Genomic DNA, 25,027 nt, shown 5'->3' on the forward strand with positions numbered 1-25,027 from the left:
GCCCCCGCTCCAGCCCAGCCCGTGCCGGTGCTGACGCCGCAGCAGCAGGCCATTGTGGCTGCCGGGGTGGCCCGCGCCGACGGCGGCCAGATCTACCTGCCGCTGGCTGCCAGTGCCGGGGCGCTGGGCCTGAGCGTCAGCAGCGTGACGCCGCGCACCGCCAACCTGATGGTGGACGGCGCGCTGCTGCCCGTGGCCGTGCGGGCCTTCAACAACGTGCCCTTCGTGCTGCTCTCGGCACTGGCCGGGCTGCCCGGCACGGCGGCCCGCCTGGTTCTGGCCCCCGCCCCCGCCGTGACCCTGACCCGCGCGGAACAGGACATCACCTTCCCGATCCGTCTGGCGCAACTGGTGCCGCTGCGCGAGAAGCCCGAATTCCCCGGCGTGCTGCCGAAGTAGGGGCCGAGCAAATCAGGTCAGAGAAAAAACCGCCTGCGATGGCGGGTTTTTCTCTGTGTGGTGGAGCCAAGCAGGATCGAACTGCTGACCCTGAGGTCATGTGCTCAGCCCAGATGATTTGTCGGGGAGAGGTGGCCCTGGGATTTTACCTCTGCGATGCCGTCCAGGACGGTCTTGTTTGAGCTACAACCCCCGGAACCAGTTCGTGGTGGTGTCGATCACCTGGTTGCTCTCGCTCTTGTCGTCCGTCAGCACGTGGTAAATGTGGTCCGCCCCGTCGATCAGCACCAGATTGCGAACCTTGCCCTGAAGGTTGTACAGGAAGTACGGCGCGTTGCCGGAGAGCGGATCGGCGGTGCCGTAGACGATCATCGTGTTGCCCTTAAACCGGCCGATGTCCGCCTCCAGGTTCTGGTTCTGGAGGCTGCTGTAAAACGCCTTGCCCAACTTGATCTTGGTGAAGCCCAGATCGACGTCCACCACACCCTCTTTTTCCGCCGTGGCCCTGGACCCGGCCTCGATGTCTGCCAGACTACGGCTGCTGGTGCTGGACCACAGCGCCAGCGATTTCACCGGATTGGCGGCGTTGGCCGCAAGCTCGATGGCGACGCCGCCCCCCATGCTGAAGCCCAGCAGCCCCAGGCGCGTGGCGTCCACCTCGGGTCGCCCCCGCAGATAGTCGAAGGCGGCCTGCGCATCCGACACCTGGTTGGTGAAGGTCATCTGTTCAAAGGGGATCTTGCTGTCCCCACTGCCCTGGAAGTCGATCCTGAGTGAAGCGACGCCCTGGGCGGCCAGCTTCGCGGCGAGATTCTTGTACATGTCGCCCACCTCGTCCTTCTGGCTGGCGAAACCGTGGAGGAGCAGGACGGCGGGAACCTTGCCACTGGAGTTGTCAGGCAGCGACAGCGTGCCGGGAACATGACCGGCGATGGTCACGCTGGAATCCACGGCCAGTCCAGCAGACGCGAGGGCACAGAACAGCAACCATCCGAGTTTCTTCATCTCCGGAGTGTAAACCTGTTCGCCAGTCGTGGCTGCCTGGCGCAGGTGATCCGGCGACCGCTTTTCCTCTCGCAAGTTCAGTCGGCCGCCCGGCCCAGCGACGACAGTTCACTGCGGTATCCCAGAGCGCGCGACAACTGACGCGCGGCGCTCATGACCAGATGAATAAAGTCACGGCGCTTTTTGGAGTCCAGCCGCATCAAGGGGCCGGCGATGCTCAGCGCCGCAATCACCTGGCCCTGATGGTCGAAGACTGGCGCGGCGATCGAGAAGGTGTCCTCTTCGAGGTCGGCGAGGGCGAGATGGTAACCGTCGGTTCGGATCCGCCGGAGAATGTTTTCCAGATCATCGGCGTCGCTGACCGTGGTGCCGGTGAACTGGTCGAGACTGGAGTGCAGGACCTTCTGAACCACTTCTTCAGGCGCGTAAGCCAGCAGAACTTTGGGGGTGCCGCCCGCGTGCAGCGGCCCGATGCGGCCCACCTGGGCATACATGCGGATGGGCTGGGGCGAGATACGGACATCCAGGACCAGCGAGTGCAGCCCCTCCCGCACGACCAGATGAACATTCTCCAGGGTCAGCGCCGCCAACTCGTCCAGAACCGGTGTGGCCGCCCGCGACAGGGACCACTGCTGCTCGGCGCGCTTGCCCAGCAGATAAGCGCTGCGTCCCAGAACGCTGGCGTGATCCGCGTCCAGATCCACGTAGCCCAGGCTTTCAAGGGTCCGAATGATGCGGAAGACCTTGCTCTTGGTCAAACCGGTCAGTTCGGCCAGTTGCCTGGCCTTCAGCCCAGGATGCTCGCCCACGGCTTCCAGCACCTGGAGGGCGGATTCAAGGGCAGTAATGCCGTATTCCGGCTCGGTTGTCTGGATGGCTTCGCTTGACTTCTTCATGCGCTTCCCACAGACTAGCGGCTTAACCGGCTCATTTAGTGAATCGCCGATTCATACAGTGAACCGATTGAGGGGGAACCATGATCAGCTCCGCAGAGCAGGCCATCCTGGACGCCGTCAACCTCGATACTCCGTGGGAACTGATCGAACGGTTCACCACCCTCAAGCGCGAAGACCCGGAAGACGTGAAGCAGGCGGCCTCGCTGATCGCCGAGCGCCTGGAACGGCACGGCGTTCCGGTGGATATCCACTGCCCCGAACTGTTCCTGAGCATTCCGCGCCAGGCCAGCGTGACCATCGACGGCGTGGCCCTGTTCGCTAAGGCGATGGCGATGAGCGCCGTTTTCCCAGATGGCATCACTGCGCCACTGGTCTATCAACCCAGCGGGTACGCGCTGGACGCCGACGAGCTGTTCTCGCGGCAGGCCCCAGCCGACGAGATCGACGTGCGCGGCAAGATCGTGGTCAGTGAGGGCTTCGGAATGCCCGGCAAGGTCAGCGATCTGGAGCGGCGCGGGGCGCTGGGCATCATCGCTATCAACCCCGGCAAACGCGCCCACTGGGGCGTGTGTACCACCATCTGGGGCAGCCCGGACCTGTACGATCTGCCGCGCAAGCCGGGCGTGGCGGTGGTCAACGTGAACGCCGAGGACGGCCAGCGCCTGATCGAGTGGGCACGTGGCGGTGGCGAGGCCACATTGAAGACCGACTTGAACGAGGGCTGGTTCGAGTCACCCGTTCCGGTCGTGACCATTCCCGGTACGGAAGAGCCGGAGAAGTTCGTGCTGCTCCACGGCCACTACGATTCCTGGGATTACGGCATCGGCGACAACGCGGTGGGCGACGCCACGCTGCTGGAAATCGCGCGGGTGCTGTGGGCGAACAAGGACAAACTGCGGCGCAGCGTGAAGATCGCGTGGTGGCCGGGCCATTCCACCGGGCGCTACGCGGGCAGCACCTGGTACTCGGACGCCTTCGGGCTGGAGCTGGACGAGAACTGTATCGCGCAGATCAACTGCGATTCGCCGGGCTGCCGCTGGGCCACCGAATATCAGGACGTGAGCCTGATGCCCGAAACCGAGCGCTTCGCCGCCGAACTGATCCGCGACGTGACTGGCAAGGAACTGCGCGCCGAGCGACCCCATCAGGCTGGAGACTACTCGTTCAACAACATCGGCCTCAGCGGGTACTTCATGCTGCTGTCCACTATGCCTGACGAGCTGCGCGCTGAGAAGGACTACTACGCCGTGGGGGGCTGCGGCGGCAACATCGCCTGGCATACGGAAGATGACCTGCTGGAGATCGCGGACCGCGACATCCTGCTCAAGGACATCCGCATCTATCTGCTGGCCGCCATGCGAACCGCCAACAGCACCGTGATTCCGTTTGATTTCACGCTCACGCTGGATGATTTCCGTGTCACCGTCGAGCGTTACCAGGCGGCGGCGGGTGACCACTTCAGTTTCGAGCCGCTACGCGCGGAAATCGCCCGCCTGCGTTCCGCCGTGGGGCAGCTTGGAGCGCAGGCCGCCAGCCTGAAAGATCAGCCGCTCACCTCGCCTGGAGCGCGCGCCGTCAACGACGCCCAGATCTGCCTGGCCCGCCAGCTCGTGCGGGTGAACTTCACGCGCGAGGCCGCGTTTTTCCACGACCCTGCCGAGTCGATTCCGCCGCTCCCCGATCTGGCCGTGGCCGAGGACCTGCCCCACGCCTCCCCTGAGCGCATCGGCTTTTACCGCACCCACCTGATGCGCGGTCAGAATCGCGTGATGGCCGCTCTGCGCGAGGCGCACACCGCAGTGGAGCGCGCACTGACTGTACCAGTCCCGAGCTGAAGCGCAAGCTTCTCGCTCAGCCCACGTCCAGCCGAAAGCAAGTTCTGCCTCGCCCTTCACTGGTACGGAAAGGAGAACCCCATGCCCAAGCGACTGTTCAGCGTTGGCCTTCTCACCCTCAGTTTTACCCTGACTTTAAGCGGCGCACAGGCCCAGAGCGGCATCTTGAAGTTGCCCCTGATCAACGACCCGATCATGAATCCGGTGATCGCTCCTGATCTGGGGTCGGTGCTGATCAACAAGGTCATTTTTCCTGGTCTGGTGCGGCCCAACGAGGATCTGCTGCCTGAACCGGACCTCGCAAAATCGTGGACCATCACCAATGGCGGGCTGGTCTACACCTTCACCCTACGAAACGACGTGAAGTGGCACGACGGCAAACCTTTTACCGCTGCCGACGTGGTGTTCACGTTCAAGGCGGCCACCGATCCCAAGTCCGGGTCCCGGCTGGTGTCCGATTTTTCCTCGATCAAGGACGTTGTGGCCGTCAATTCCACAACCGTCAAGTTCACCCTCTCGCGTCCCTTTGCGCCGTTCCTGACGCTGCTGGGCCATAACGCGGGTATCCTGCCCAAGCACCTGCTGGACGGCAAGCCCCTGAACGACGCCACTGCGTTCAACCGCTCGACACCCATCGGCACTGGACCGTTTAGAGTCACACGGGTGGTCCCGGGTGCCAGCATCACGCTGGAAGCCAACAAGGATTACTACGGCACCAAACCCAAGCTGGCTGGGATGGTCTTCAAGGTGGTTCCCGATATCAACGCGCAGGTGGCCCAGCTCCGGTCCGGCGAACTCGACTGGGTCAATGTCGAGCCGAACAACCTGGCCAGCCTGCAAAACGACCCCAACATCACGCTCAAGCAGGCCAATGCGGTGCAGCATTTCCTGGTCTTCTTCAACCAGAAAAACCCGCTGTTTGCTCCGGCCAAGGTCCGCGAGTCCATGCAGTACGCGGTCAACCGCAAGGCGATCATCGACGGCGTGCTGAAGGGCTACGCCGACTACCCCACCGGTACGCTGCCCACCGCGCTGAAAAAGTATTACGACAAGACCATCAAGCCGATCCAGTACGACCCCGCCCGTGCCAAGGCGCTGCTGGCGCAGGCGGGCTGGAAGCCGGACGCCAAGGGGCAACTGGTCAATGCCAAGGGCGAGCCGTTCAAGTTCACCCTGATCGTGGACCGGGGCAATCCCAGCCGCGAACAGGCGGCGCTGGCGGTGCAGCAGGACCTGAAAAAGATCGGCATGGACGTGACGCTCCAGCCGCTTGAATTTGCCACGCTGGTGCGCGACTACCTGCTGCCGGGCAAGTACGACGCCAACCTGATCTGGTGGACCACGCCGCCCGACCCGGACCAGTACTCCTTCTATGCCACCGGTCAGGACAACAACAACGCCTTTTTCTCTAACCCCAAAGCCGATGAACTGCTCAAGCGCGGGCGCGAGACGGCGGACGTGACGCAGCGCCAGAAGATCTACAACGAGTTCCAGCGGCTAGAGATGACCAACCCGCCCGTGCTGGTGCTGTACTACCCCAAGGAACTCCAGGCCATCCGCAAGAACCTGAGTGGCGTGCCAGACCTGGGCATCCGCGACGCGCTGCGCCACAGCGAGGACTTTCAGTTGAAGTGAGGCGGGGGCATAGATTCAGGCACTGAACCGCGAAGGAACTTCTTGGAGGAGGGGAGATGACGCTTTCATACCTGCTTAAGCGGGTGTTCCATGCCCTGATCGTGCTGGTCATGGTTGGCATCATCACTTTCTTCGTGGTGCGCCTCGCCCCCGGCGGGCCGTCGCTGCTGGCAGACCCCAAACTGTCCGCCGTGGAACGTCAGGCCATCGAGGAGCGGCTGGGCCTCAGCGATCCGCTTCCCATCCAGTTCGCCAAGTGGGCAGGCCAGACGGCGCGCGGCAACCTGGGCAACAGCTTTCTGTACGGCGCGCCCACGGTCGATATCATCATGACCCGGCTGCCCAACACGCTGATTCTGGCGGGAACCTCGCTGCTGCTCACGCTGGTCGTGGCGCTGCCGCTGGGACTGGCAAGCGGCATGAGTCCCGGCAGCGCCTTTGACCGGATCACGAGTACCGTCAGTCTGGTCTTCGTGGCCGTGCCCGTCTTCTGGTTCGGGTTGCTGCTGATCATCCTGTTCGCGGTGACCTGGCGTCTCTTGCCTGCGGGCGGCATGAACACCGCCGGCCAGGAGGGCAACCTCGGTGATCTGCTGCGGCACCTGATCTTGCCCGCCGTGGTGTTGTCGGCAGCCAGCATCGCCGAGATCCTGCGCTATACCCGCTCCAGCACGCGCACCGTCAGCACCCAGGACTATGTGCGGACCGCCCGGGCCAAGGGGGTGGGGCAGTGGGCGCTGCGTTACCGCCACATTCTGCGCAACGCCGCCATCCCGATCCTGACGGCGGTGGGGCTGCAACTGCCGCGCCTGATCGGGGGCGCGGCCATCACCGAGACCATCTTCGGCTGGCCGGGCATGGGCCGCCTGAGCGTGGAGGCCGCGCTGGGCCGCGATTACCCGCTGATCATGGGCATCACGCTGTTCGTGGCGCTTGCCGTGGTGACCTTTAACCTTCTGATCGACCTGTTGTACCCCTGGCTCGACCCGCGCGTGCGGGCGGAAGGCTGAGGTGCAGGGGACTGTGCCGCAACCCGTGGCCCTCTCGCCCGCGCGCCGCAGTGCCCAGAAACTGCGGCGTAACCCCTCCGCCGTGTGGTCGCTGGCTGTGCTGCTGCTGATCGTCGCGTTCGCGCTGCTGGGGCCGCTGGTGTACCGCGCCTCGCCGGAGGCCATCGACTTTTCCCGGCAGTTCGCGGGGCCGAGCTGGGACCATCCCTTGGGAACCGACGAGAATGGCCGCGACGTGCTGATTCGCCTGATGCTCGGCGGGCGCGTGTCGCTGGCGGTGGGCTTTTTTGCGGTGGCCGTCTCGCTGGTCTTCGGCGTGTTGATCGGGGGACTGTCCGGTTTCTTCCGGGGAGCCACGGACGCCGTTCTCATGCGCCTGACCGACGGGATGCTGGCGATTCCAGGCTTTTTCATCAGCCTGCTGGCCCTGACCTTTTTTGGGGCGGGGCTGATTCAACTGGTGCTGGTGATCGGACTGACCTCCTGGATGGGCCTGGCGCGGCTGGTGCGCGGCGAGGTGCTGCGTGAGCGCGAGGAACTGAGTGTGGAAGCTGCGCGCGCGCTTGGCGCGTCCGAGTTGCGGGTGCTGTGGCGGCATGTGCTGCCGCAGGTGTACCCCACCATGATCGTCAACGCCACCATCGGCATCTCGTTCGCCATCCTGACCGAATCGGCGCTGTCCTTTCTGGGCGTGGGCATCCAGCCGCCGGATGCCAGTTGGGGAAACATGCTGACCGGCGCGCAGAACTACATGTACTCGTTCCCGTGGCTGGCGGTCTACCCCGGCGCCCTGATCCTGATCACCGTCGTCGCCTTCAATTTGCTCGGTGACGGCCTGCGCGACGCCAGCGATCCTCAGGGGCGTTGAACTTCAGAAGCCAGCGGGTTCCATAACTCAGCTCCACGACAAGGAGGAACATGAACGTCAACGCCATTCACGCCGACTTGAAACAGCATTTCGATCAGGATTTGGAGGACATCCGCCAGTTTCTGCGGCGCCCCAGCATCAGTTACACCGGGGAGGGCATCGCCGAAACGGCGCAGGCCGTGGCTGACCTGATCGCCGGGCTGGGCGGCGAGGCCGAGGTGGTGCAGACGCCCGGCCATCCCATCGTGTACGGCGAGTTGTGGCAGGACGCCCCCAAGACTCTGCTGATCTACGGCATGTACGACGTGATGCCCACCGATGAGGACGGCTGGATCGCGGAGCCGTTCGGGGCCGAGATCCACGACCTGCCGGGACTGGGGCCGAGTGTCATCTGCCGGGGCGCCGTCAACACCAAGGGGCCGCTGGCCGCCTTCTTCACGGCCATGCGCTCCATCGTGCGTGTGGAGGGAAAACTGCCCGTCAACCTGCTGTTCGCCATCGAGGGCGAGGAGGAGATGGGCAGCCGTTCCTTTCCTGCTTTTGCCGAACAGTATGCGGAGAAGCTCAAGCGCGCCGACGCGGTCCTGTTTCCCTTCTTCGAACAGGACGAGGCCGGGATGCCCAGCCTGGTGCTGGGGACCAAGGGCATGCTGTACGTCGAGCTGATCTGTACCGGCGGCGACTGGGGCGGCCCCACTGATCGCGGCATTCATGGCAGCTACAACGCCTGGGTGAAAAGCCCAGTGTGGCGGCTGACACGGGCGCTGGCCAGCTTCGTGGACGACAACGAGAACATCCTGGTGAACGGCTTTTTCGACGACGTGCGCCTACTGTCCCAGCGCGAGGCAGCTCTGCTTGATGAGCAGATCGACGCGGGCCGGTTCGACGCGGGGGTCTTCCGCGATGCCTACGCCGTGCGGCAGCTCAAGGACACCGATGACCGCCAGGCCTGGCACCGCCTGTTCTCTCAGCCGCAGCTCAACATCGACGGGTTGTTTGCGGGGTACACCGGGCCGGAAACCAAGACCGTACTGCCGCACCAGGCGACGGCCAAGGTGGACGTGCGGATGGTGCCGGACATGGACCCCGACAGGGTGCTGGCCGGACTGCGCGCCCACCTGGACCAAGGAGGTTTCACTGACATCGAGATCAAGGTCTACAACAAGTACCCGTGGTCCAAGCTCAGCCTGGACGAGCCCGCCGTGCAGGCCATGATCCGCACCTACCAGGGTTTGCACGGCGAACTGGAGCTGTGGCCGATCAACCCCGGCAGCGCGCCGTACTACGTGTTCGAGCGCCTCCTGGGTCTGCCCTACGTCACGGGTGGGCTGGGCCACGGCTCGCGGCAGCACTCCAGCAACGAGTACTGCACGGTGGCGGGCATCCTGGACTTCGAGCGTTCGATGGTCACCTTTCTGGATGAATTCACGCGGGGGCCAGCGGCCCCACAAGGAGCCGATTATGAATAAGACAGGCATGAATAGAACAAGCATGAGCAAATGGCTTCTGGCGGGACTTCTGATGGCCGGCGGCGCGTCTGCGAAAACCATCGTTTTCGGGCTGAGCGGTGAACCCATTAGCCTTGATCCCAGCGTGACTGCCGATGGCAACACTGCCTATGTGACCACCCAGATCTACAACAGCCTGATCAGCTTCAAGCCCGGCACCGTTGACCTGCAACCGGATCTGGCGCTGCGCTGGACGGTCAGCAACGACAGTCTGACCTGGACCTTTTACCTGCGTCAGAACGTCAAATTTCATGATGGTACGCCACTGAACGCCGAGGCCGTGCGCTTCAACTTCATGCGCTGGTGGGACCCCAGCAACGAATTCGGTGCAAAAAAGCCGTTCCTGGGCTGGAAGAACAATCTGGGCGGCTTCAAGGGCGAGGACGGCTCTCTGGTCAAGGACATCAAGGTTCGTAACCAGTACGCCATCGACATCATTCTGGACAAGCCGTATCCCGCCCTGGGTTCGATCCTGGCGGATTCCGGGCTGTTCGGCATCGCTTCTCCCACGGCCATCAAGAAGAATCCAGCGCAGTACGGCACACCTGCGGGCATCGCTGTGGGCACCGGCCCCTTCATGTTGAAGAAGTGGACCAGCGGCGTCAACGTCGATCTCGTCCGCAACCCCAACTACTTCCGCGCCGGGCTGCCAAAGTCCGAAGCGCTGCTGTTCCGTTTCGTCAAGGATCCCAGCAGCCGTCTCAACGAGCTGTTGACCGGTGGGGTGGACATCGCCGCCGAACTGCTGCCCGATCAGCTCAAGGCGATCCAGAGCAACACCAAGCTGAACGCGGTGCTGCGCCCGGCCCTGAACCTGGGCTATCTGGGCCTGAACACCAGCTACAAGCCACTTGCCGACGTGCGCGTAAGAACCGCGATCGCCAGCGCCCTGAACAAGAAAGCCATCGTGGAGACCTTCTGGAACGGTCTGGGCATCACTGACGGCCACCTGTTGCCGCCGCCACTCGCCAAGAACTATGCCAAGAGCGTGACTGACTACAAATTTGACCCGGCAGCCGCCAAGAAGATGCTGGCCGACGCGGGTTACCCGAATGGCTTCGCGCTGGACCTGTGGTACATGCCGGTGTCCCGTCCGTACTACCCCACGCCCAAGCCCATCGCTGAGGCGATGGCTGCCGACCTGAGCGCCATCGGCATCAAGGTCAATCTCAAAACCGAGGACTGGGCCAAGTACCTGCAAGACCGCCAGGACGGCAAGTTCCAGGCGTTCATGCTGGGCTTCGTGTACGTCACCGATCCCGACAGCGCCTACACCTACCTGATCGCGCCCGGGTCCACCACCGACATCACCTGGAACAGCCCGGAAGCCAACACCGCGCTGGAAAGCGCGCGCAAGCTGTCCAACCCCGCCCAGCGTCTGCCCCTGTACCAGAAGGTAGACGAGATCATGTTCAGGGAAGCCGTGCGGATCCCCATCGTGCATTCCCGCTTGCTCGTCGCCAGCGGCGTGGGCGTCAAGGGCTGGATTCCCAGTCCGACAGGGTCTGAGAAGCTCGACACCGTGGAGAAGTAAGTCACCGCGCAAGCACGTTTCTCTCTCGCTTTCACAGCCAGGAGTCAACATGACCGATCTCAAGGACGTCCAGACCACACAGGCTCCCATGCAACAGAAGAATTACAGCGGCTACAAATCCTTTTCCTACCTGGAGGCAGGCAAGGATTATCCGGACTGGCCGCTGTCGCCGGAGCTGAACCGTGTGCCCAGCCGCTCGCCTGAAGTCACGCCGGAGCAGGAGGCACGGGTGCGGCGGCTCTTCCAGGAAGAACTGATGATCTCGCTGCACGACCACTGCTTCGTGGCTCCGCAGGATCTCTCGCGGTTTCTGGAGTTTCGCCGCTGGGGCCGTGATTTCACCGGCTACGAGGGCCTGAGCGTATCGGGCCTGGACGCCGTGTTCGACAACCTGATGAACGGCACGGCCATGATCACCTCGCGCGGCGGCTGGAAGTGGGACGACACGATCTTCGATCTGGGGATGCGCCTGTCCGACATTGCCCATCAGGAGATGGTGGTGCATTGCAAGACCACTGCGGACATCGTCAATGCCAAGAAGAACGGCCAGATCGCCTTCATCGTTTCGCTGGAAGGCGCGGCCATGATCGAGAACGAGCTGGACCGGCTGGACATCCTGTACGGGCTGGGCGTGCGGTGTATGGGCATCGCCTACAGTGAGGGCAACGCGCTGGGAGCAGGACTCAAGGAGCCGCGCGACGGCGGCCTGACCATGTTCGGGCGGCAGGCGGTGCGGCGCATGAACCAACTGGGCATCGCCATCGACGTCAGCCACAGCGGTGATCAGACTGCGCTGGACACCATCGAGGTCAGCGAGAAGCCCATTTTCATCACGCACGCGGGCGCGCGCGCCCTGTGGAACTCTAATCGCCTCAAGCCTGACGACGTGATCAAAGCCTGCGCCGACAAGGGCGGCGTCATCGGCATTGAGGCCGCACCACACACCACCCTGACCGAGAAGCACCCGCGCCACAGCCTCGAATCGTTCATGGAGCACTTTGAGTACTGCGTGGACCTGGTCGGCATCGACCACGTCGCCTTCGGGCCGGACGTGCTGTTTGGCGACCACGTGGGCCTGCACCACGCACTGTCGGAGGCGCTGTCCATCGGCGCTTCTCGCGGCCACCTTCAGTACGAGGAAGTCGAGTACGTGGACGGCATCGAAAGTCCCGCCGAGGCGTTTCCCAACATCGTCCGCTGGCTGGTCAAGCACGATTACAGCGACGGCGACATCGCCAAGGCGGTGGGCGGCAACGTGATGCGGGTGCTGAAAGAGGCGTGGTTCCGGTGAGCAGCAGCATCGAGGTCAATGGCGTCAACCTCGTTTATGACGATTCCGGAGTCAGCGAAAACCAGAAGGCCACCATCGTCACCCTGCACGGCGGGCCAGGCATGAGCAGCCGCGCCGGGGACTGGGCCGCCTTTCAGCCCCTGACCGACGAGTTCCGCCTGATTTCCTACGATCAGCGCGGCAACGGCCAGTCGGAGGGGGGTGAGCCGTACTCGCACGCGCAGTTCGTGGCCGATCTGGAGGCGCTGCGCGAGACGCTGGGGCTGGGCAAGATCGTGGTGCTGGGCGGCAGTTATGGGGGATTTCTGGCCCTGGAATACGCGCTGGCGCGTCCCCAGAACCTCCAGGCCGTGATCCTGCGCGATACGGCAGCCAGCAACCGCTTCCAGGACACCAGCAAGAAGCGGGCGATGGACAGCGAATTTCCGATGGACGAGGCTTCTCTGGACCGCATGTTTTCCGGCCAGATGCGCGACGACGACGACTTCCGTATCAGCTTCGCTCAGATTCAGCCGCTGTATACCGTGGAACGTGATCCTGCGGCGGAGGCCGAGCGCCTGTCGAAAATCCCCTTTCGCTACCAGACGCACAACTGGGCCTTCTCGCGCAACCAGCCGAACTACGACGTGGTAGACCGACTCAAAGAAATCCAGGTGCCGGTGCTGGTCACGGTGGGCCGTCATGACTGGATTACCCCGCTGGAGGCCAGTGAAGAACTGGCCGCGCATCTGCCGAACAGTGAACTGGTGGTCTTTGACCACAGCGGGCATTCACCGCAGTTGGAAGAGCAGCCCCTTTACCTTAAGACCGTGCGCGAGTTCCTGACCCGTCACCTGTCATCGGTGGGCGCATGACCGCCCAGCCCCGTCAAACTGCTCAGCCGATCAGCCGCGAAGAGCGCGCCACGCGGGCGAAGACGGCCTTTGGTCATCTGGAATCGCCGCAAGACGCCCTGGTGCTGTTCGACGATCAGTTCATCTTTTACTACTGCGGCTTCGCGTTTTTCCCCATCGAGCGGCCGGTGGCCCTGGTCATCACGCGGGAGGGTGAGCGCATCCTGTTCGTTCCCCGCCTGGAACGCGAACACGCCCAGCAGGTCAGCGAGGCCGAGCGCGTGGCCGACTACCCGGAATTTCCCGGCCAGCGTCATCCGCTGCGGCAACTGGCGGATCTGCTGACCGAACTGGGCCTGGAGAAAGCCTCTATCGGCGTGGACCATGACGGCTATCCGCCCGTGATGGGCTATGACGGCCCGGCGCTCAGCGAGGCGCTGCCAGGGGCCACCGTCAGTCGGGTGTCGCGCGCCCTGGACCATCAGATGGCGCTCAAATCGCCCGCCGAGGTGGAGTTGATCCGGGAAAGCGCCCGCTGGGGCGCGTACGCCCACCATCTGCTCCAGGACTACACCCGCGTCGGCGAGAACGAGACCGAGGTCGAAGCCCGCGCCACCAAAGAGGCCACCGCTGCCATGATCGCCGCGCTGGGCGACACTTACCGGGGCCAGAACCGCTGGATGAGCGGCGCGGTGGCGCTGTACCGGGGGCAAATCGGCGTCCACAGTGCCCTGCCGCATGCCATGACCACCGGGGCCACCTTTCAGCACGGCGACACGCTGGTCACCGGGGCCGGGGCCGCCGTCTGGGGCTACATCAGCGAGTTGGAACGCACCATGTTCGTCGGCGAGGCCAGCGGGGAGCAGCAGCGCTTCTTTCAGCACATGCTCAACTTGCAGGACATCGCTTTTGAGGCGTTCAAACCAGGATTGACCTGTGCCCACGTCGACGAGGCGGTGCGGGCGTACTACGAGCGTGAGCAGCTCTGGGACCACTGGCGCCACCATGTAGGCCATAGCCTGGGCCAGCGCATCCACGAAAGTCCATTTCTGGACATCGGCGACAGTCGCCCCCTGGAGCCGGGCATGGTGCTGAGCGTCGAGCCGGGGCTGTACGTGCCAGGGCTGGGGGGCTTCCGGCACTCCGATACCATTCTGATCACGGCGTCGGGCATGGAGTTGCTGACCGATTACCCGCGCGATCTGGACAGTCTCACTTTGCCGGGTTGACCTTGCCTGCCTGAGTGCGGACTGTCGTGCCGTTAAAGCGCCATAGTGGAAGCCGCAAACACAAAGGAGGACGTATGGAACGGCTCACCATGAGCGAGAACGTCAACGTTGGAGAGTTCACGGCCCTGCCCGCCCGCGTCGGCATGTTGAGCTTCGCTGCGGGCACCGTCCTGCCACCGGGCAGCCATGAGCAGGACGAGATCTCGTTCATTCACAGCGGCGTGCTGCGCGCCGTCAGCGGCGGTCAGAGCTATACCCTGCGCGGCGGCGACGTGACCCTGATCCCAGCAGGGGAGGTTCACGAGGCCGAGGTGCTGGAGGACGTGACCCTCAGCTACGTGCTGCTGGAAAAACTTTGACCGGAGGCTGGCTGGTCCGGCGCGTGCTGCTGGCCCTGCTGGCCGCCTTCGGTGTGGGGGTGCTGGTCTTTACCCTGCTGCGGCTGATCCCCGGCGACGTGGTCACGCAATTGATCGGCCTGGAGGGCAACGTCAGCGCTGCGCAGCAGGCCGAGATGCGCCGCCTGTTCGGTCTGGATCAACCGATCTGGATGCAGTTCCTGAGCTGGTTCGGGGCGCTGCTGCGCGGCGATTTTGGCGTCAGTCTCCGCACAGACCGGCCCGTCTTCGCCGATCTGCTGCTGCGCTTCCCGGTCACGCTCCAGCTCTCAGCGATGGCCCTGCTGTTCGCCCTGCTGGTGGGCCTGCCGCTGGGCATCCTGGCCGCGCTCAAGCGGGGCAAGGCTGCCGACCTGATTTCCAGCTCCTTTGTCCTTGTCGGCCTGGCCGCGCCGGAGTTCTGGCTGGCGATCCTGCTGATCTTGCTGTTCAGCCTCAACCTGGGCTGGTTCCCGCCCAACGGCTACGTCTCACCGGGCGAGTCGCTGATCGGCAACCTGAGGAGCCTGTTTCTCCCCGCGCTGGCCCTGAGCTTCGGGCTGGCCGCCGCCACCACCCGGATCGTGCGGGCCAGCCTGCTGGACGTGCTGTCGCAGGATTACATCCGTACTGCCCACGCCAAGGGACTCAGTGGCGGCTCTGTGGTGATCCGCCACGCCCTACGCAACGCCCTGATTCCGGTGATCACGGTGATCGGCCTCCAGGTGGGCAACCTGCTGGGCGGGGCGGTGATCATCGAGCAATTGTTCGGCCTGCCTGGGATCGGGCGTTTCGCGCTGGAGGGCATCAACCTGCGCGATTACCCGGTGGTGCAGGGCGCGGTGCTATGGATCGCGGTGAGTTACGTGCTGGTCAATGTGGTGGTGGACGTGCTGTACGGCGTGATCGATAGCCGGGTGCGCTACTCGTGAGCGCCGTTTCTCAGCCCGAGTTTGCCGTTCCGCGTTCGCCCGCCCGCCGCGCCGCGCAGCTCTTTTTCCGCACGCCCAGCGGCGTGGTGGGGCTGGCGCTGGTTTTGCTGGTGGTGATCTGCGCCGTCTTCGCCGCCCAGATTTCCCCGTATGACCCGGTCAAATACCTGCCCGCCGACCGGATGCAGGGGCCATCGGTGCGCCACTGGCTCGGCACGGATCTGTATGGACGCGATCTGCTGTCGCGGGTGATCTACGGCAGCCGCATCAGCCTGTCGGTCAGCATCCTCAGCGTGTCCTTCGCGCTGATCGTCGGCGGGCTGCTGGGCGCGCTGGCGGGCTTTTACCTGAAATGGGTGGACACCCTGATCATGCGCCTGACCGACGTGCTGCTGGCCTTTCCAGCGATTTTGCTGGCCATCGCCCTGCTGGCCTTTTTAGGCGGCGGTTTCTGGAACCTGACGCTGGCCATTGCGGTGGCCTTCACCGCGCCGTTTGCACGGGTGGTGAGGGCCGCAGTTCTGCGCAGCCGCGAGGCCATGTTCGTGGAGGCCAGTACCGCGCTGGGCGCGTCGGACGCCCGGTTGCTGTGGCGGCATGTGCTGCCCAACTCGCTGGGGCCGATCATGGTGGAGGTCACGCTGCGGCTGGCCTACGCCATTCTCGGCGAGGCCGCCCTGAGTTTCCTGGGCCTGGGAACGCAGCCGCCCGCCCCGGCCTGGGGCCAGATGATCGCCGATGGACGGCCTTTCCTGGAACTCAACGCCTGGATCTCGGTGGCCCCGGGACTGGCAATCATGGTCACGGTGCTGGGCTTCAATCTGCTGGGTGACGCCCTGCGCGACGCCCTCGATCCCCGGCTGGGCCGCTAGACTCTCTTCACAGCCACTGCACGTCCCCTACAGGAGGACCCATGTTCAAAAATAAGCACACTGCCCGCATCCTTGGTCTCAGCACCCTGCTCCTGCTCACGGGCGCGGTCACTTCAGCCCAGGCACAGACTTCCGGTGGCATTTTGCGGGCCGGAATGCAGGCCGATCCGGTGGGCCTCGATCCGCACGTCACGCAGGCCACCTCCACGCGCAACCAACTGGAAAACGTCTACGACACCCTGGTGGCCTTCGATCCCAGCGGCAAGATCGTGCCGTCGCTGGCAACCAAATGGACGACGAGCAAGGACGGGCTGACCTGGACCTTTACCCTGCGTAGCGGCGTGAAATTTCACAACGGACGGGCCTTCGAGGCCAGCGACGTGGTGTATTCCATTAACCGCATCAAGGACCCCGCCACCAAGTCCCCCCGCAGCGGCGACTTCGAGCTGATCAAGAGCGTGACCGCACCGAACAAGACCACCGCCGTGATTACCCTGAGCAAGCCCTTCTCGCCGCTGCTGAGCAAGCTGGCCTTCACCCTGAACGTGATCGTGCCGAAGGAGGCGGCGGCCACCCTCAACACCAAGCCTGTCGGCACCGGCCCCTTCTCTTTTGTCGAGTACGTCCCGCAGACCCGCATGGTGCTCAAGAAGAATCCCAACTTCTGGGGCAAGGACGCCAAGGGCAACAAGCTGCCGTACCTCGACGGCATCACCTACTCGTATTTGCCCGACGCCACAGCGCGCGTGACCGCCCTGCGGACCGGTAACGTGGACTGGATCGAGTACGTGCCGTCCACCTCGATCCAGACGCTCAAGGCCGACGCTGGCGTGAATGTGCTGGGTGGCCCCGCTGCCAATTACCGCGCGCTGTTCTTCAATGTGGCCCAGAAGCCGCTGGACAACCCCAAGGTGCGCCGCGCCATCGCCTACGCCCTCAACAACCAGGAGATCGTGGACGTCGCGCTGCTGGGCGTGGGCGGGATCGCCTCGCCTGGCACGGTCTTCCCTGACGGCAACTACTACGCCTCGCCGGACGCCAGCTACGGCAAGCCCAACCTCGACAAGGCCCGCGCCCTGCTCAAGGAGGCAGGCTACCCGAACGGGTTTACCCTGGACCTCAAGGTGACCAGCACCTACGACTTCCTGCGGGTGCCCGCCGAGATCATCCAGGCGCAACTGGCACCTATCGGGATCAAGGTCAATATCAATGCCCTGGAGTGGAGCGTCTTCCTGCCCGACATCCTGGCGAAGAAATACACCGCCACCATCCTGGGCGAGAGCGGCCAGGGCGACCCGGACGACTATCTGTACACGCCGTTTGCGTCCGATTCGGGCGGCAACCTGACCAACTTCAAGGATGCCACCATCGACAAGTGGCTGGATCAGGGCCGGCAGGTGGCCGATCCGGCAGCCCGCAAGAAGCTGTATGTGGACGTGCAAAAACGCCTGGTGGACCTTTCGCCGATGGTCTTCCTCTACTCCAGCACCCAGTACGAGGCGGCGCGCAAATCGGTCCAGGGCTACTCGCATTTTGCCAACACCAGCTATATCGGGCTGCGGACCGCCTGGCTCAAACGCTGAACCCTCAGCAGGCATGACCAAACAGTAGCGGTCTGAACTTTTGGAGGTGGGCACGAGCTGAGCCTCGTGCTGGGGACGCGGCGTGGCGAGGCCTGCGGCCTGGAATGGAAGCACGTCGACTGGGCCGCAGGAGCCGTGCGTCTCGTGCGCGGCGTCAAAGTGGTCACGGGCAAACCCAGTCTTGGGCCGCTGAAAACGGATGGCTCTGAACGCGTGGTCAAGCTTCCGCCGCGCCTGCTCGAGCGTTTGTGGGAGTGGCAGATGGTCCAGGCCGCCGAGCGTGAGGTTTTGGTTGCCTCAGGGGGCGCGTGGACGGACCAGGGGCTAATCTTCAGCACGCGCGTGGGTGGGCGGAAGGGCATCCCGGCGGGTGGCCCCATCGACCCCAACAGCCTCAAGACCGTCTTCGCGAGCGTCTGTGCGGAGGCTGGCGTCCAGACCCTGTCGATCCAAGCGTTGCGCCGAATATTCACCACCCTGCGGCGGAAACGGGGCGTCGCGCTCGAACTCGTTGCCGCAGACCTTGGACACACCGATACCCGGACCCTGCTGGCGTTTTACCGCACCGTCGACAACGAGGAACGCCTGACGCACGGGGAGGACTTGGACGAGACGCTGACGGCGCTGGGTCAGCAGGGATAATACGGACTCCGATTAAAGGGTGTTGAAAACACCTGAAAATCCGAGCGGAGCGAGAAGGAGAAAAACGGGTTCCGGGCGTGGAGTGGAAGGATCGGCGCTGTTCCGATTCCTGCACGAAACAAACGGAGTCCGTATCAGCAATGGTTCGGACAGTTTTCAGCAGGTACGCTGCCAGCAGAACGGTGTTTTTCAACCGTTGCCCGAATTAAACTCAATCCGACACCGACACCCGGATTGATATTATTTATTTGCCCTGCCAGACAGCCCTGTTGATCAATCGGAGACACATCACCTGAATACAGAGCATTCTGTGTCCAGCAGAGCCTTGGACGTCTCGCGACACCCCACTTTTTCTCCTCTCCATCCAGCACGCGACGCCACCCAAAACTGTCCGAACCATTGATAAGACCACACGGTGGGGTCAGGTCCTCTCCGATATGAGCGCATTTCCGGGATCATTCTTCCTGGGCGAGAGGCGCATTCTTGACTGGGTTTGCCTGGACCACGGCGACTCTGGCGGTTCCATGAGATGGAGATGGGTTCGCTGCTGGACCGACTGGGCACCTCTGTTCTTTCACTCGCCTGCGAGGAGCGTTATCACTTGGTATGGCCTGATGGTTTGCTCCGTCTCTGCGGAGTCTGAAACCACTTCCTCCAGGAGATTCACAACCTTCCAGCGGTGAATCTCCAGCGCACTCAGGCCGTCCAGCGAGGTCTGCTGGCCGTGGGCCTCATAGACGCGCAGGATGACGGCGTCTGAGTCCTCGGCCAGCTTGAGGGCGCTCAGGCGCAGACCAGCGGGCAGGCTGATCAAGCGCGACTGGGCCAGAAGTGTGCCTTCCGTTGCCGCGCTGTGAAGGGCGGTCAGGGGGGCGTTGAGGTCCTGGGCTTCCCTCAGGGTGCCCCCGCGCCAGTCCCCCGCGTGCGGGTAAAGCGCGTAGGTGAACTGGTGGTGCCCCTCATCCGCCGTGGGATCAGGATAGACCGGCGATCTGAGCAAGCTCAGGCCCAGCACGTTGCCCCGGCACGAATACCCATACTTGCTGTCATTGAGCAGGCTGACCCCACAGGCCCCATCATTCAGGTCAGCCCAGCGGTGGGCGGGCACCTCGAATTGCGCGGCGTCCCAACTGGTGTTGGTGTGGGTGGTGCGAACGACGCTGCCGTAGGCCGTTTCGTAGGTGGCGTGTGGGCTGCGAATATTCACAGGCGTCAGCGAGCGCAAGAAGGTGTGGCGGCCACGCCAGTCCACTTCCGTTTCGATGTCCAGCCGGGCACTGCCGGGCCGCAGCTCATAGACCTGGGTGATGGTGCTGTCGCCGTGCTTGCGGATCACCCGAATGGCCGGATACGGCGCGTCCGAGAGCCGTTGTGGAGGCTGAGCAGCCAGCAGTTCTTCACCGTCCTCGGCGTAGGCGGCGTCCACCTCCCAGGCGTCGTACTCGCGGGCGATGTCCACGTAGGCCCACACCTGGTTGCCGCGCCCAGCGAGCATCTCGCGGGCCAGCCGTTTGTCGTACATGGACGTGAGCGTGCCGTCGTCGCCTACCGTCACGCGCAGGCAAGCATTGTCCAGCGTCAGGTCGTCAGTGTCAGTGCTGCGGGCTGACTTTGGAGCCTCGGCCTGCCCCACCTTGAGCGCCAGGTAGCCCAGACCCGGCACGGTCATTTCACCGTGAAGGTGAAGCTGCCCACCCTGGAAGTGCGTCTGGACCGCAAGTCCTTCATCCGTCGTCAGGGCCAGCGGACGCCCCGTTTCAAGGACAGCCTGCAGCGGGCGATCATCGGAAGAGAGGTTCCAGACGACGATGCGCTCCGGGCCGCTCACCGCGTCGCTGAGGGCTTGCAGCGCTGCATTTCGCATGGCAGTCGCCTTCTCCAGTGCCGCGCCAAGTTCCTGGTGGGCCACGTCGTACACGGCCTTGACGCTGGAACCCGGCAGAATGTCGTGAAACTGGTTCCTGAGCAGCGTCTGCCACAACGTGGTCAGATCCTGTCGGGGGTAGGGGTGTCCCAGCAGCCGGAAGGCCAGGGTACAGGCCGCCTCGGTTTCCATCAGCGTGTGTTCCAGACGGCGGTTGAACTTCTTCATGCGGGCCTGGGAAGTAAACGTGCCCCGGTGCATTTCCAGGTACTGATCACCGTGCCAGACGGGCAGTTTGTTGGCCTTCACCTCGTCGTAGAACTCGGCCACCCGTGTCATCTTCAGGCGCGGAAGACCGGGGAACTCCCTGAGGCGTCCGTAACTTTCCAGCATCTCGGCGGTGGGGCCGCCGCCGCCATCGCCGTGGCCAAAGCTGAGCAGTGAGGCGTGACTCTGGCGCTTGCCCCGGAAATTCTGCCAGGTCTGCAACATGTCCAGCGGGGCGATATCGCCGTTGTAGCCCTGCGCGGGCAGGGGATTGAAAAAGCTATGGGCCAGCACCTGGCTGCCGTCCAGCCCCTCCCAGCGATACAGGTCATAGGGAAAGGTGTTGGTCTCGTTCCAGGTCAGCTTGGTGGTAAAAAAATAGGGAATGTTCGAGAGTTGCAGCAGTTGCGGCAGGTTGGCGGCGTAGCCGAAGGTGTCGGGCAGCCAGCAGACGCGGGCCACCTTGCCGAATTTCTCGGCAAAATAGCGCTGGCCGTAGAGCAACTGCCGCGCCCACGATTCGCCGGAAATCAGGTTGCCGTCGGGTTCCACCCACATGCCGCCGACCACGTCCCAGCGGCCTTCCTGAACGCGCTGCTGGATGCGCCCGAACAGTGCGGGGGCGTCTTCCTCGACGTAACGGTAAAGCTGGGCCGAGGACTGGTTGAAGGTGAAATCGGGGTACTGCTCCATCAGGGTCAACACCGTGGAAAAGGTGCGCTGCGCTTTGAGGCGCGTCTCGGAGAGCGGCCACAGCCAGGCCAGATCAATGTGGGCATGGCCCGACAGGCTGATCTCCCCGGTGGGCGGGAAGCGTTTCAGCAGCTCTGCCTGGCGCTCATCCCAGATCTGGCGTGCCTGCCTGAGCGCCGGGCGCAGGTCATCGGGGAACGGCGGGCTGTCCTCGCTGGCAAAATCCCACTCGTCCCAGATCCCGGCGATCTGGTCCGCCTGCTCAGGCTGCTGGACCGCGCGCGAAAGGTACGCGGCGCTGTCACTGCGCTGGACCGGAAGCCCAGTCAACAGCTCACTGAGGGCGTCGGCGATCTGGGCGGCCAGATCAGGCTGGCCGTGTGCCAGGAGTTGCCGGGCCGCTTCATGTGCCGCGCTGAGATCGTCGTGCAGCGCGCGGACCTCCAGGTCAGGCTCCACCAGATGGGCCACCTTCAGCCGTGGATGCAGGTTCGGGCGTCCGAACAGGTCCTTGGGGCTGGCCTGAATCTCGATGCTCAGCCGCTGCCCGCCGGAGATCTCAGGGAGCCGGTACTCAAGGTGGTATGGATTGAGACCGCCTATGGGCCGCCCGTTCACAGTCAACAGACCCTCACCGCCGACATCAAAACGCAGGGAGACCGGCCCCGTCCAATCTGCCGGCACCGTGGCCTCAAAGCGCAGGGTGACCGGGAAAGCGCGGCTGGGCCAGCTCTCATTCAACGCAATGGGAGAGGCCCGATCCGAGCCATGAGCGAAGAACTCACCGCCCGGCAGCGGCTGCCGCCGGGCGTCGCGCCAGGCCCCCAGCTCGTTGAGGCGATTGTGCAGGCGAATGAGGATCTGGGCCGTCGTCAGGGCGTGCGTCATGGAAAAACCTCTCCTCGCTGCTCGACTGAGATATGAACACTCGGCCCCAGCGAGGCCACCGACAGCAACAGGTCGGTTTCCAGAATCTGTGGGCCAGCCAATCGGTTTCCAGGCATTGCGTCCCCCTCTTCGAGGCAGAATTTGTGTCGTGCGTCCACAGTGATCCTGGAAATTATTTTACATCTGCCGCCAGTGTGAAACCTGTCTGGGGAGCGGCCTCGTCGTCAGGCAGTTGAGGTTTAGAGCAGGTCTCTGAACGAGGTGCCGGAAGTCCGTTTTTCTGGTAGCTTCAGTCTCTCCTTCGCAGCTTTTCGAGTTCATCCTGCCCGGCAAAAATCTCCTGCGTCATGTGGTACTAATAATGGCCGTTCTAGACCCACTGCCGTGGATGCAAAAGCCCACTCTGCTCTTTCTGATGGAACTTTTTCTAGGGTCCGTTCTGGATCATCCTGAAAATTATTCTCAGCATTTTCAAAAAGTTGACAAAAATAATTTTCAAGCGTACTGTGACTACACAGCCAAATCCAAACGTTCGAGCTGAACCAGTTGCACCACACGTCGGCATGACCCGGTCAGAGGGGGCCAGCACCATGACCCAGCTTCAGTTTCCATTGCCCAGTTCCCCGTCCAGTGGGGCCATCGGGCGCATTCGCCTCCAGGCCCATAGCCTCTCGCCCAGCCTGCGCCGCGTGGCGGAACACGTTATTCAACATGCCGACAGCGCCGTCCATCAGACTATTACCGAGGTGGCCGCCAGCGTGGGCGTGTCCGAGGCGACGATCACCCGGCTGTGCCGCAAGCTGGATTACGCTGGATTTCACGCCTTCAAGATTGCCCTGGCTGCCGATCTGGGCGGACGCGAACAGCGGGGGCGCACGGCACAGGAACAGGTGGGCGCGGACATGCCCACGGCCACCCAGCGGTTGTTCCAGCAGGCGGCGCGCACGCTGGACGACACTGCCCGCCTGCTCGATCCTGTGACGCTGGAGGACGTGGCCCGGCTGCTGGCCCGCGCCCCCAGGGTGGACCTGACGGGGCAGGGCAACAGCGGCCTGATCGCGCAGTTCTTCGCCCACCGCCTGATGCGGATCGGCATTACCGCCAGCGCGTATACCGACCCACATCTGGCTGCCGTGAGCATCAGCACGCTGCCGCGTGGGGGGGTGGTGATCGGCCTGAGCAGTTCAGGCAGCACCATCGACACCGTGCAGCACCTGAAGCTGGCGCAGTCGTGCGGGGTGTCCACCGTGGCGATCACCCACCGGGCCAGCAGCCCGATCACGCGCCACGCCGGCATGGTGCTGTTCACCGCCGCCCAGGAAGATCCCCTGACCGACGCCGTGCTGGACACCCTGACCAGTCAGGTGATGTTGCTGGAAGTGCTGTACGCCGCTGTTCTGGGCCACCGTCCCGAATCCAACGCCATGCTGCGCGTCACTGCCGAAAGTGTCGTGGAAAAAAAGTACTGAACCCCGTCCATTCGCCCCCTCACTTTCCCAGGAGGAATGCCCATGAAACAGTTCCACAAAAATGCACTGCTCGCCCTGACCCTCGGCCTCGGCCTGACCGCTGTTTCTGCACCTGCCGCCGCGCAGGCCGCCACCGAGATCACCTTCTGGACGTGGTACCTCAGCCCCAAGTTTGACCCGTACATCAAAGACACCATCGCCGCCTTCGAGAAGGCCAACCCCACGATCAAGGTCAAGTGGTTCGACAAGCAGGACAGCATGGTGCAGGACTTCATCGCCAGCGTGAACCTGGGAAGCGCCCCGGACGTGGTGAACCTCAATATCGACGAAACCGGCAAGGCTGCCCAGAACGGCTTTCTGCGCAACGTGGACGCCCTGACGCCGCTGGCCAACCTGAAATCCACCTTCTATCCACAGACCCTGGCCAACTTCACCATTGGCGGCAAGGTCTACGGCTACCCGTGGTACGGCTCGCTGAACGAAGGTGTGCTGCTGTACAACCCGGAGCTGATGGCGAAAGCGGGCGTCAAGGCCCCCAGGAACATGACCGAGCTGCTGAACATGGTCAAGACTATCAAGGATAAGACCGGGGCCTTCGCCTGGGTCCCGGCCCTGAAAGATCCGGGTGGCGCGTCGTTCCTGGGCTACTTTTCCTCCGACGGCCTGCCGATCTATAACGCCAAGGGTGAGGCGGCGTTCAACAGCCCGGCACACGTGGCGATCCTTCAGAAATATGTCGATCTGTTCAAGGGCGGCTACTTCCCCGAGGACGCGCTGCGCAAGGAAGCCTTCCAGCTCGCCACCGAACTGTACGCGCAGAACCGCGTCGCCATGATCGTGGGCGGCCCGCAGGCACTGAACCGCATCAAGGACACCAACCCCGGCCTGTATGCCAAGACAGTGGTGACCACCGCGCCGCTGGGCAAGGCCAACACCCAGACCGGCACCAGCATGGGCATGGTCATTCCGCAGGCCAGCAAGCACCCCGCCGAGGCCGCCAAACTGGCCGCGTACTTCACCAACAACGCCAACCAGATCGCCTTTGCCAAGATCGTGCCGATTGTTCCCACCACCGCCGCCGCGCAGAACGATCCGCTGTTCAAGGGCGCGTCCAGCGACCCGATTGCCAAGGCCACCGCCCTGGTGGGCGCATCGGGCCGCTTTATCAACCCCGGCTTCAAGGCTCCGGGCAACAGCGATGACCTGTACAAGAACTTCAGCGACAACATCGAGGCCGCGCTGCTGGGCAAGAAGACCCCCAAGGCCGCGCTGAACGACTCCGTGAAGTTCTGGAACGCCAACATGAAGAAGTGAGTTTCGGCGGGAGGCTGACGCTGTTCTCAGCCGCCCTCTAAATCCCAGAGTGCCCGCCCTGAGATCGACGGGCGGGGCTTTAC

At 63.6% G+C, this 25,027-nt stretch carries 19 protein-coding genes, 1 tRNA gene and 1 pseudogene; 17 read left to right on the forward strand and 4 right to left on the reverse strand.

Annotation, left to right across the window (positions count from 1 at the left end; all coding sequences use genetic code 11):
• A pseudogene (locus BOO71_RS28140) lies at window positions 1–399 on the forward strand (serine/threonine protein kinase); the annotation flags it as partial.
• Between the two features lie 58 nt (window positions 400–457).
• On the opposite strand, the gene BOO71_RS28145 reads toward BOO71_RS28140, so the two are convergent.
• The 3 genes from BOO71_RS28145 to BOO71_RS24835 form a co-directional block, all read right to left on the reverse strand.
• Window positions 458–592 (reverse strand) — tRNA-OTHER (locus BOO71_RS28145).
• Complete coding sequence (locus BOO71_RS24830; protein WP_075836917.1) at window positions 583–1,404, reverse strand: alpha/beta hydrolase; 822 nt, start codon at window positions 1,402–1,404, stop codon at window positions 583–585. Before BOO71_RS24830 ends, BOO71_RS28145 begins: the two co-directional genes overlap by 10 nt.
• A 77-nt stretch (window positions 1,405–1,481) precedes the next feature.
• Entirely contained in the window at window positions 1,482–2,300 is an 819-nt protein-coding gene (locus BOO71_RS24835; RefSeq protein ID WP_075836918.1) for an IclR family transcriptional regulator, read from the reverse strand.
• Window positions 2,301–2,380: 80 nt separating this feature from the next.
• Here BOO71_RS24835 and BOO71_RS24840 point away from each other — a divergent pair, with 80 nt between their 5' ends.
• The 14 genes from BOO71_RS24840 (at window position 2,381) to BOO71_RS24905 (ending at window position 18,449) form a co-directional block, all read left to right on the forward strand.
• Window positions 2,381–4,135: a M28 family peptidase gene (locus tag BOO71_RS24840; protein ID WP_075836919.1), complete on the forward strand. Its 1,755-nt coding sequence runs from the start codon at window positions 2,381–2,383 to the stop codon at window positions 4,133–4,135.
• An 81-nt stretch (window positions 4,136–4,216) separates the two neighbouring features.
• Window positions 4,217–5,770, forward strand: a complete 1,554-nt coding sequence (locus BOO71_RS24845) for an ABC transporter substrate-binding protein (RefSeq protein WP_075836920.1) — start codon at window positions 4,217–4,219, stop codon at window positions 5,768–5,770.
• A gap of 56 nt (window positions 5,771–5,826) precedes the next feature.
• Window positions 5,827–6,780 (forward strand): ABC transporter permease, encoded by a 954-nt coding sequence (locus BOO71_RS24850; RefSeq protein ID WP_075836921.1) that lies wholly within the window; start codon window positions 5,827–5,829, stop codon window positions 6,778–6,780.
• A gap of 13 nt (window positions 6,781–6,793) precedes the next feature.
• Complete coding sequence (locus BOO71_RS24855) at window positions 6,794–7,648, forward strand: ABC transporter permease (protein ID WP_175607536.1); 855 nt, start codon at window positions 6,794–6,796, stop codon at window positions 7,646–7,648.
• 50 nt (window positions 7,649–7,698) lie between these two features.
• A complete protein-coding gene (locus BOO71_RS24860) occupies window positions 7,699–9,117 on the forward strand; it encodes a M20/M25/M40 family metallo-hydrolase (RefSeq protein ID WP_075836922.1) in 1,419 nt (472 codons plus the stop codon).
• A gap of 22 nt (window positions 9,118–9,139) precedes the next feature.
• On the forward strand, window positions 9,140–10,690 hold the full coding sequence (locus BOO71_RS24865; RefSeq protein WP_075836923.1) for an ABC transporter substrate-binding protein: 1,551 nt from the start codon (window positions 9,140–9,142) through the stop codon (window positions 10,688–10,690).
• A 49-nt stretch (window positions 10,691–10,739) separates the two neighbouring features.
• Complete coding sequence (locus BOO71_RS24870; protein ID WP_083653820.1) at window positions 10,740–11,981, forward strand: dipeptidase; 1,242 nt, start codon at window positions 10,740–10,742, stop codon at window positions 11,979–11,981.
• The gene (locus BOO71_RS24875; protein ID WP_254843292.1) at window positions 11,969–12,835 is read left to right on the forward strand and encodes an alpha/beta fold hydrolase; all 867 of its coding nucleotides are present in this window, start codon (window positions 11,969–11,971) and stop codon (window positions 12,833–12,835) included. Before BOO71_RS24870 ends, BOO71_RS24875 begins: the two co-directional genes overlap by 13 nt.
• Entirely contained in the window at window positions 12,832–14,043 is a 1,212-nt protein-coding gene (locus tag BOO71_RS24880; protein WP_075836924.1) for a M24 family metallopeptidase, read from the forward strand. Before BOO71_RS24875 ends, BOO71_RS24880 begins: the two co-directional genes overlap by 4 nt.
• Before the next feature lie 74 nt (window positions 14,044–14,117).
• The gene (locus BOO71_RS24885) at window positions 14,118–14,402 is read left to right on the forward strand and encodes a cupin domain-containing protein (protein ID WP_075836925.1); all 285 of its coding nucleotides are present in this window, start codon (window positions 14,118–14,120) and stop codon (window positions 14,400–14,402) included.
• Window positions 14,399–15,352, forward strand: a complete 954-nt coding sequence (locus BOO71_RS24890; RefSeq protein WP_075836926.1) for an ABC transporter permease — start codon at window positions 14,399–14,401, stop codon at window positions 15,350–15,352. Before BOO71_RS24885 ends, BOO71_RS24890 begins: the two co-directional genes overlap by 4 nt.
• Window positions 15,349–16,224 carry an ABC transporter permease gene (locus BOO71_RS24895; RefSeq protein ID WP_075836927.1) on the forward strand — a complete coding sequence of 292 codons (876 nt, stop codon included), beginning with the start codon at window positions 15,349–15,351 and terminating at the stop codon, window positions 16,222–16,224. Before BOO71_RS24890 ends, BOO71_RS24895 begins: the two co-directional genes overlap by 4 nt.
• 41 nt (window positions 16,225–16,265) lie before the next feature.
• Window positions 16,266–17,807: an ABC transporter substrate-binding protein gene (locus tag BOO71_RS24900; RefSeq protein WP_075836928.1), complete on the forward strand. Its 1,542-nt coding sequence runs from the start codon at window positions 16,266–16,268 to the stop codon at window positions 17,805–17,807.
• A gap of 66 nt (window positions 17,808–17,873) precedes the next feature.
• A complete protein-coding gene (locus BOO71_RS24905; RefSeq protein WP_075836929.1) occupies window positions 17,874–18,449 on the forward strand; it encodes a tyrosine-type recombinase/integrase in 576 nt (191 codons plus the stop codon).
• Between the two features lie 574 nt (window positions 18,450–19,023).
• Here the strand turns inward: BOO71_RS24905 and BOO71_RS24910 are convergent.
• Window positions 19,024–22,161: an alpha-mannosidase gene (locus BOO71_RS24910; RefSeq protein ID WP_075836930.1), complete on the reverse strand. Its 3,138-nt coding sequence runs from the start codon at window positions 22,159–22,161 to the stop codon at window positions 19,024–19,026.
• 590 nt (window positions 22,162–22,751) lie between these two features.
• On the opposite strand from BOO71_RS24910, the gene BOO71_RS24915 reads away from it, so the two are divergent.
• Entirely contained in the window at window positions 22,752–23,630 is an 879-nt protein-coding gene (locus BOO71_RS24915) for a MurR/RpiR family transcriptional regulator (RefSeq protein ID WP_075836948.1), read from the forward strand.
• A gap of 42 nt (window positions 23,631–23,672) precedes the next feature.
• The gene (locus BOO71_RS24920; protein WP_075836931.1) at window positions 23,673–24,944 is read left to right on the forward strand and encodes an ABC transporter substrate-binding protein; all 1,272 of its coding nucleotides are present in this window, start codon (window positions 23,673–23,675) and stop codon (window positions 24,942–24,944) included.
• Window positions 24,945–25,027: the final 83 nt, after the last annotated feature.

The organism is Deinococcus marmoris (assembly GCF_001949125.1).
Taxonomy (GTDB): Bacteria; Deinococcota; Deinococci; order Deinococcales; family Deinococcaceae; genus Deinococcus; species Deinococcus marmoris_A.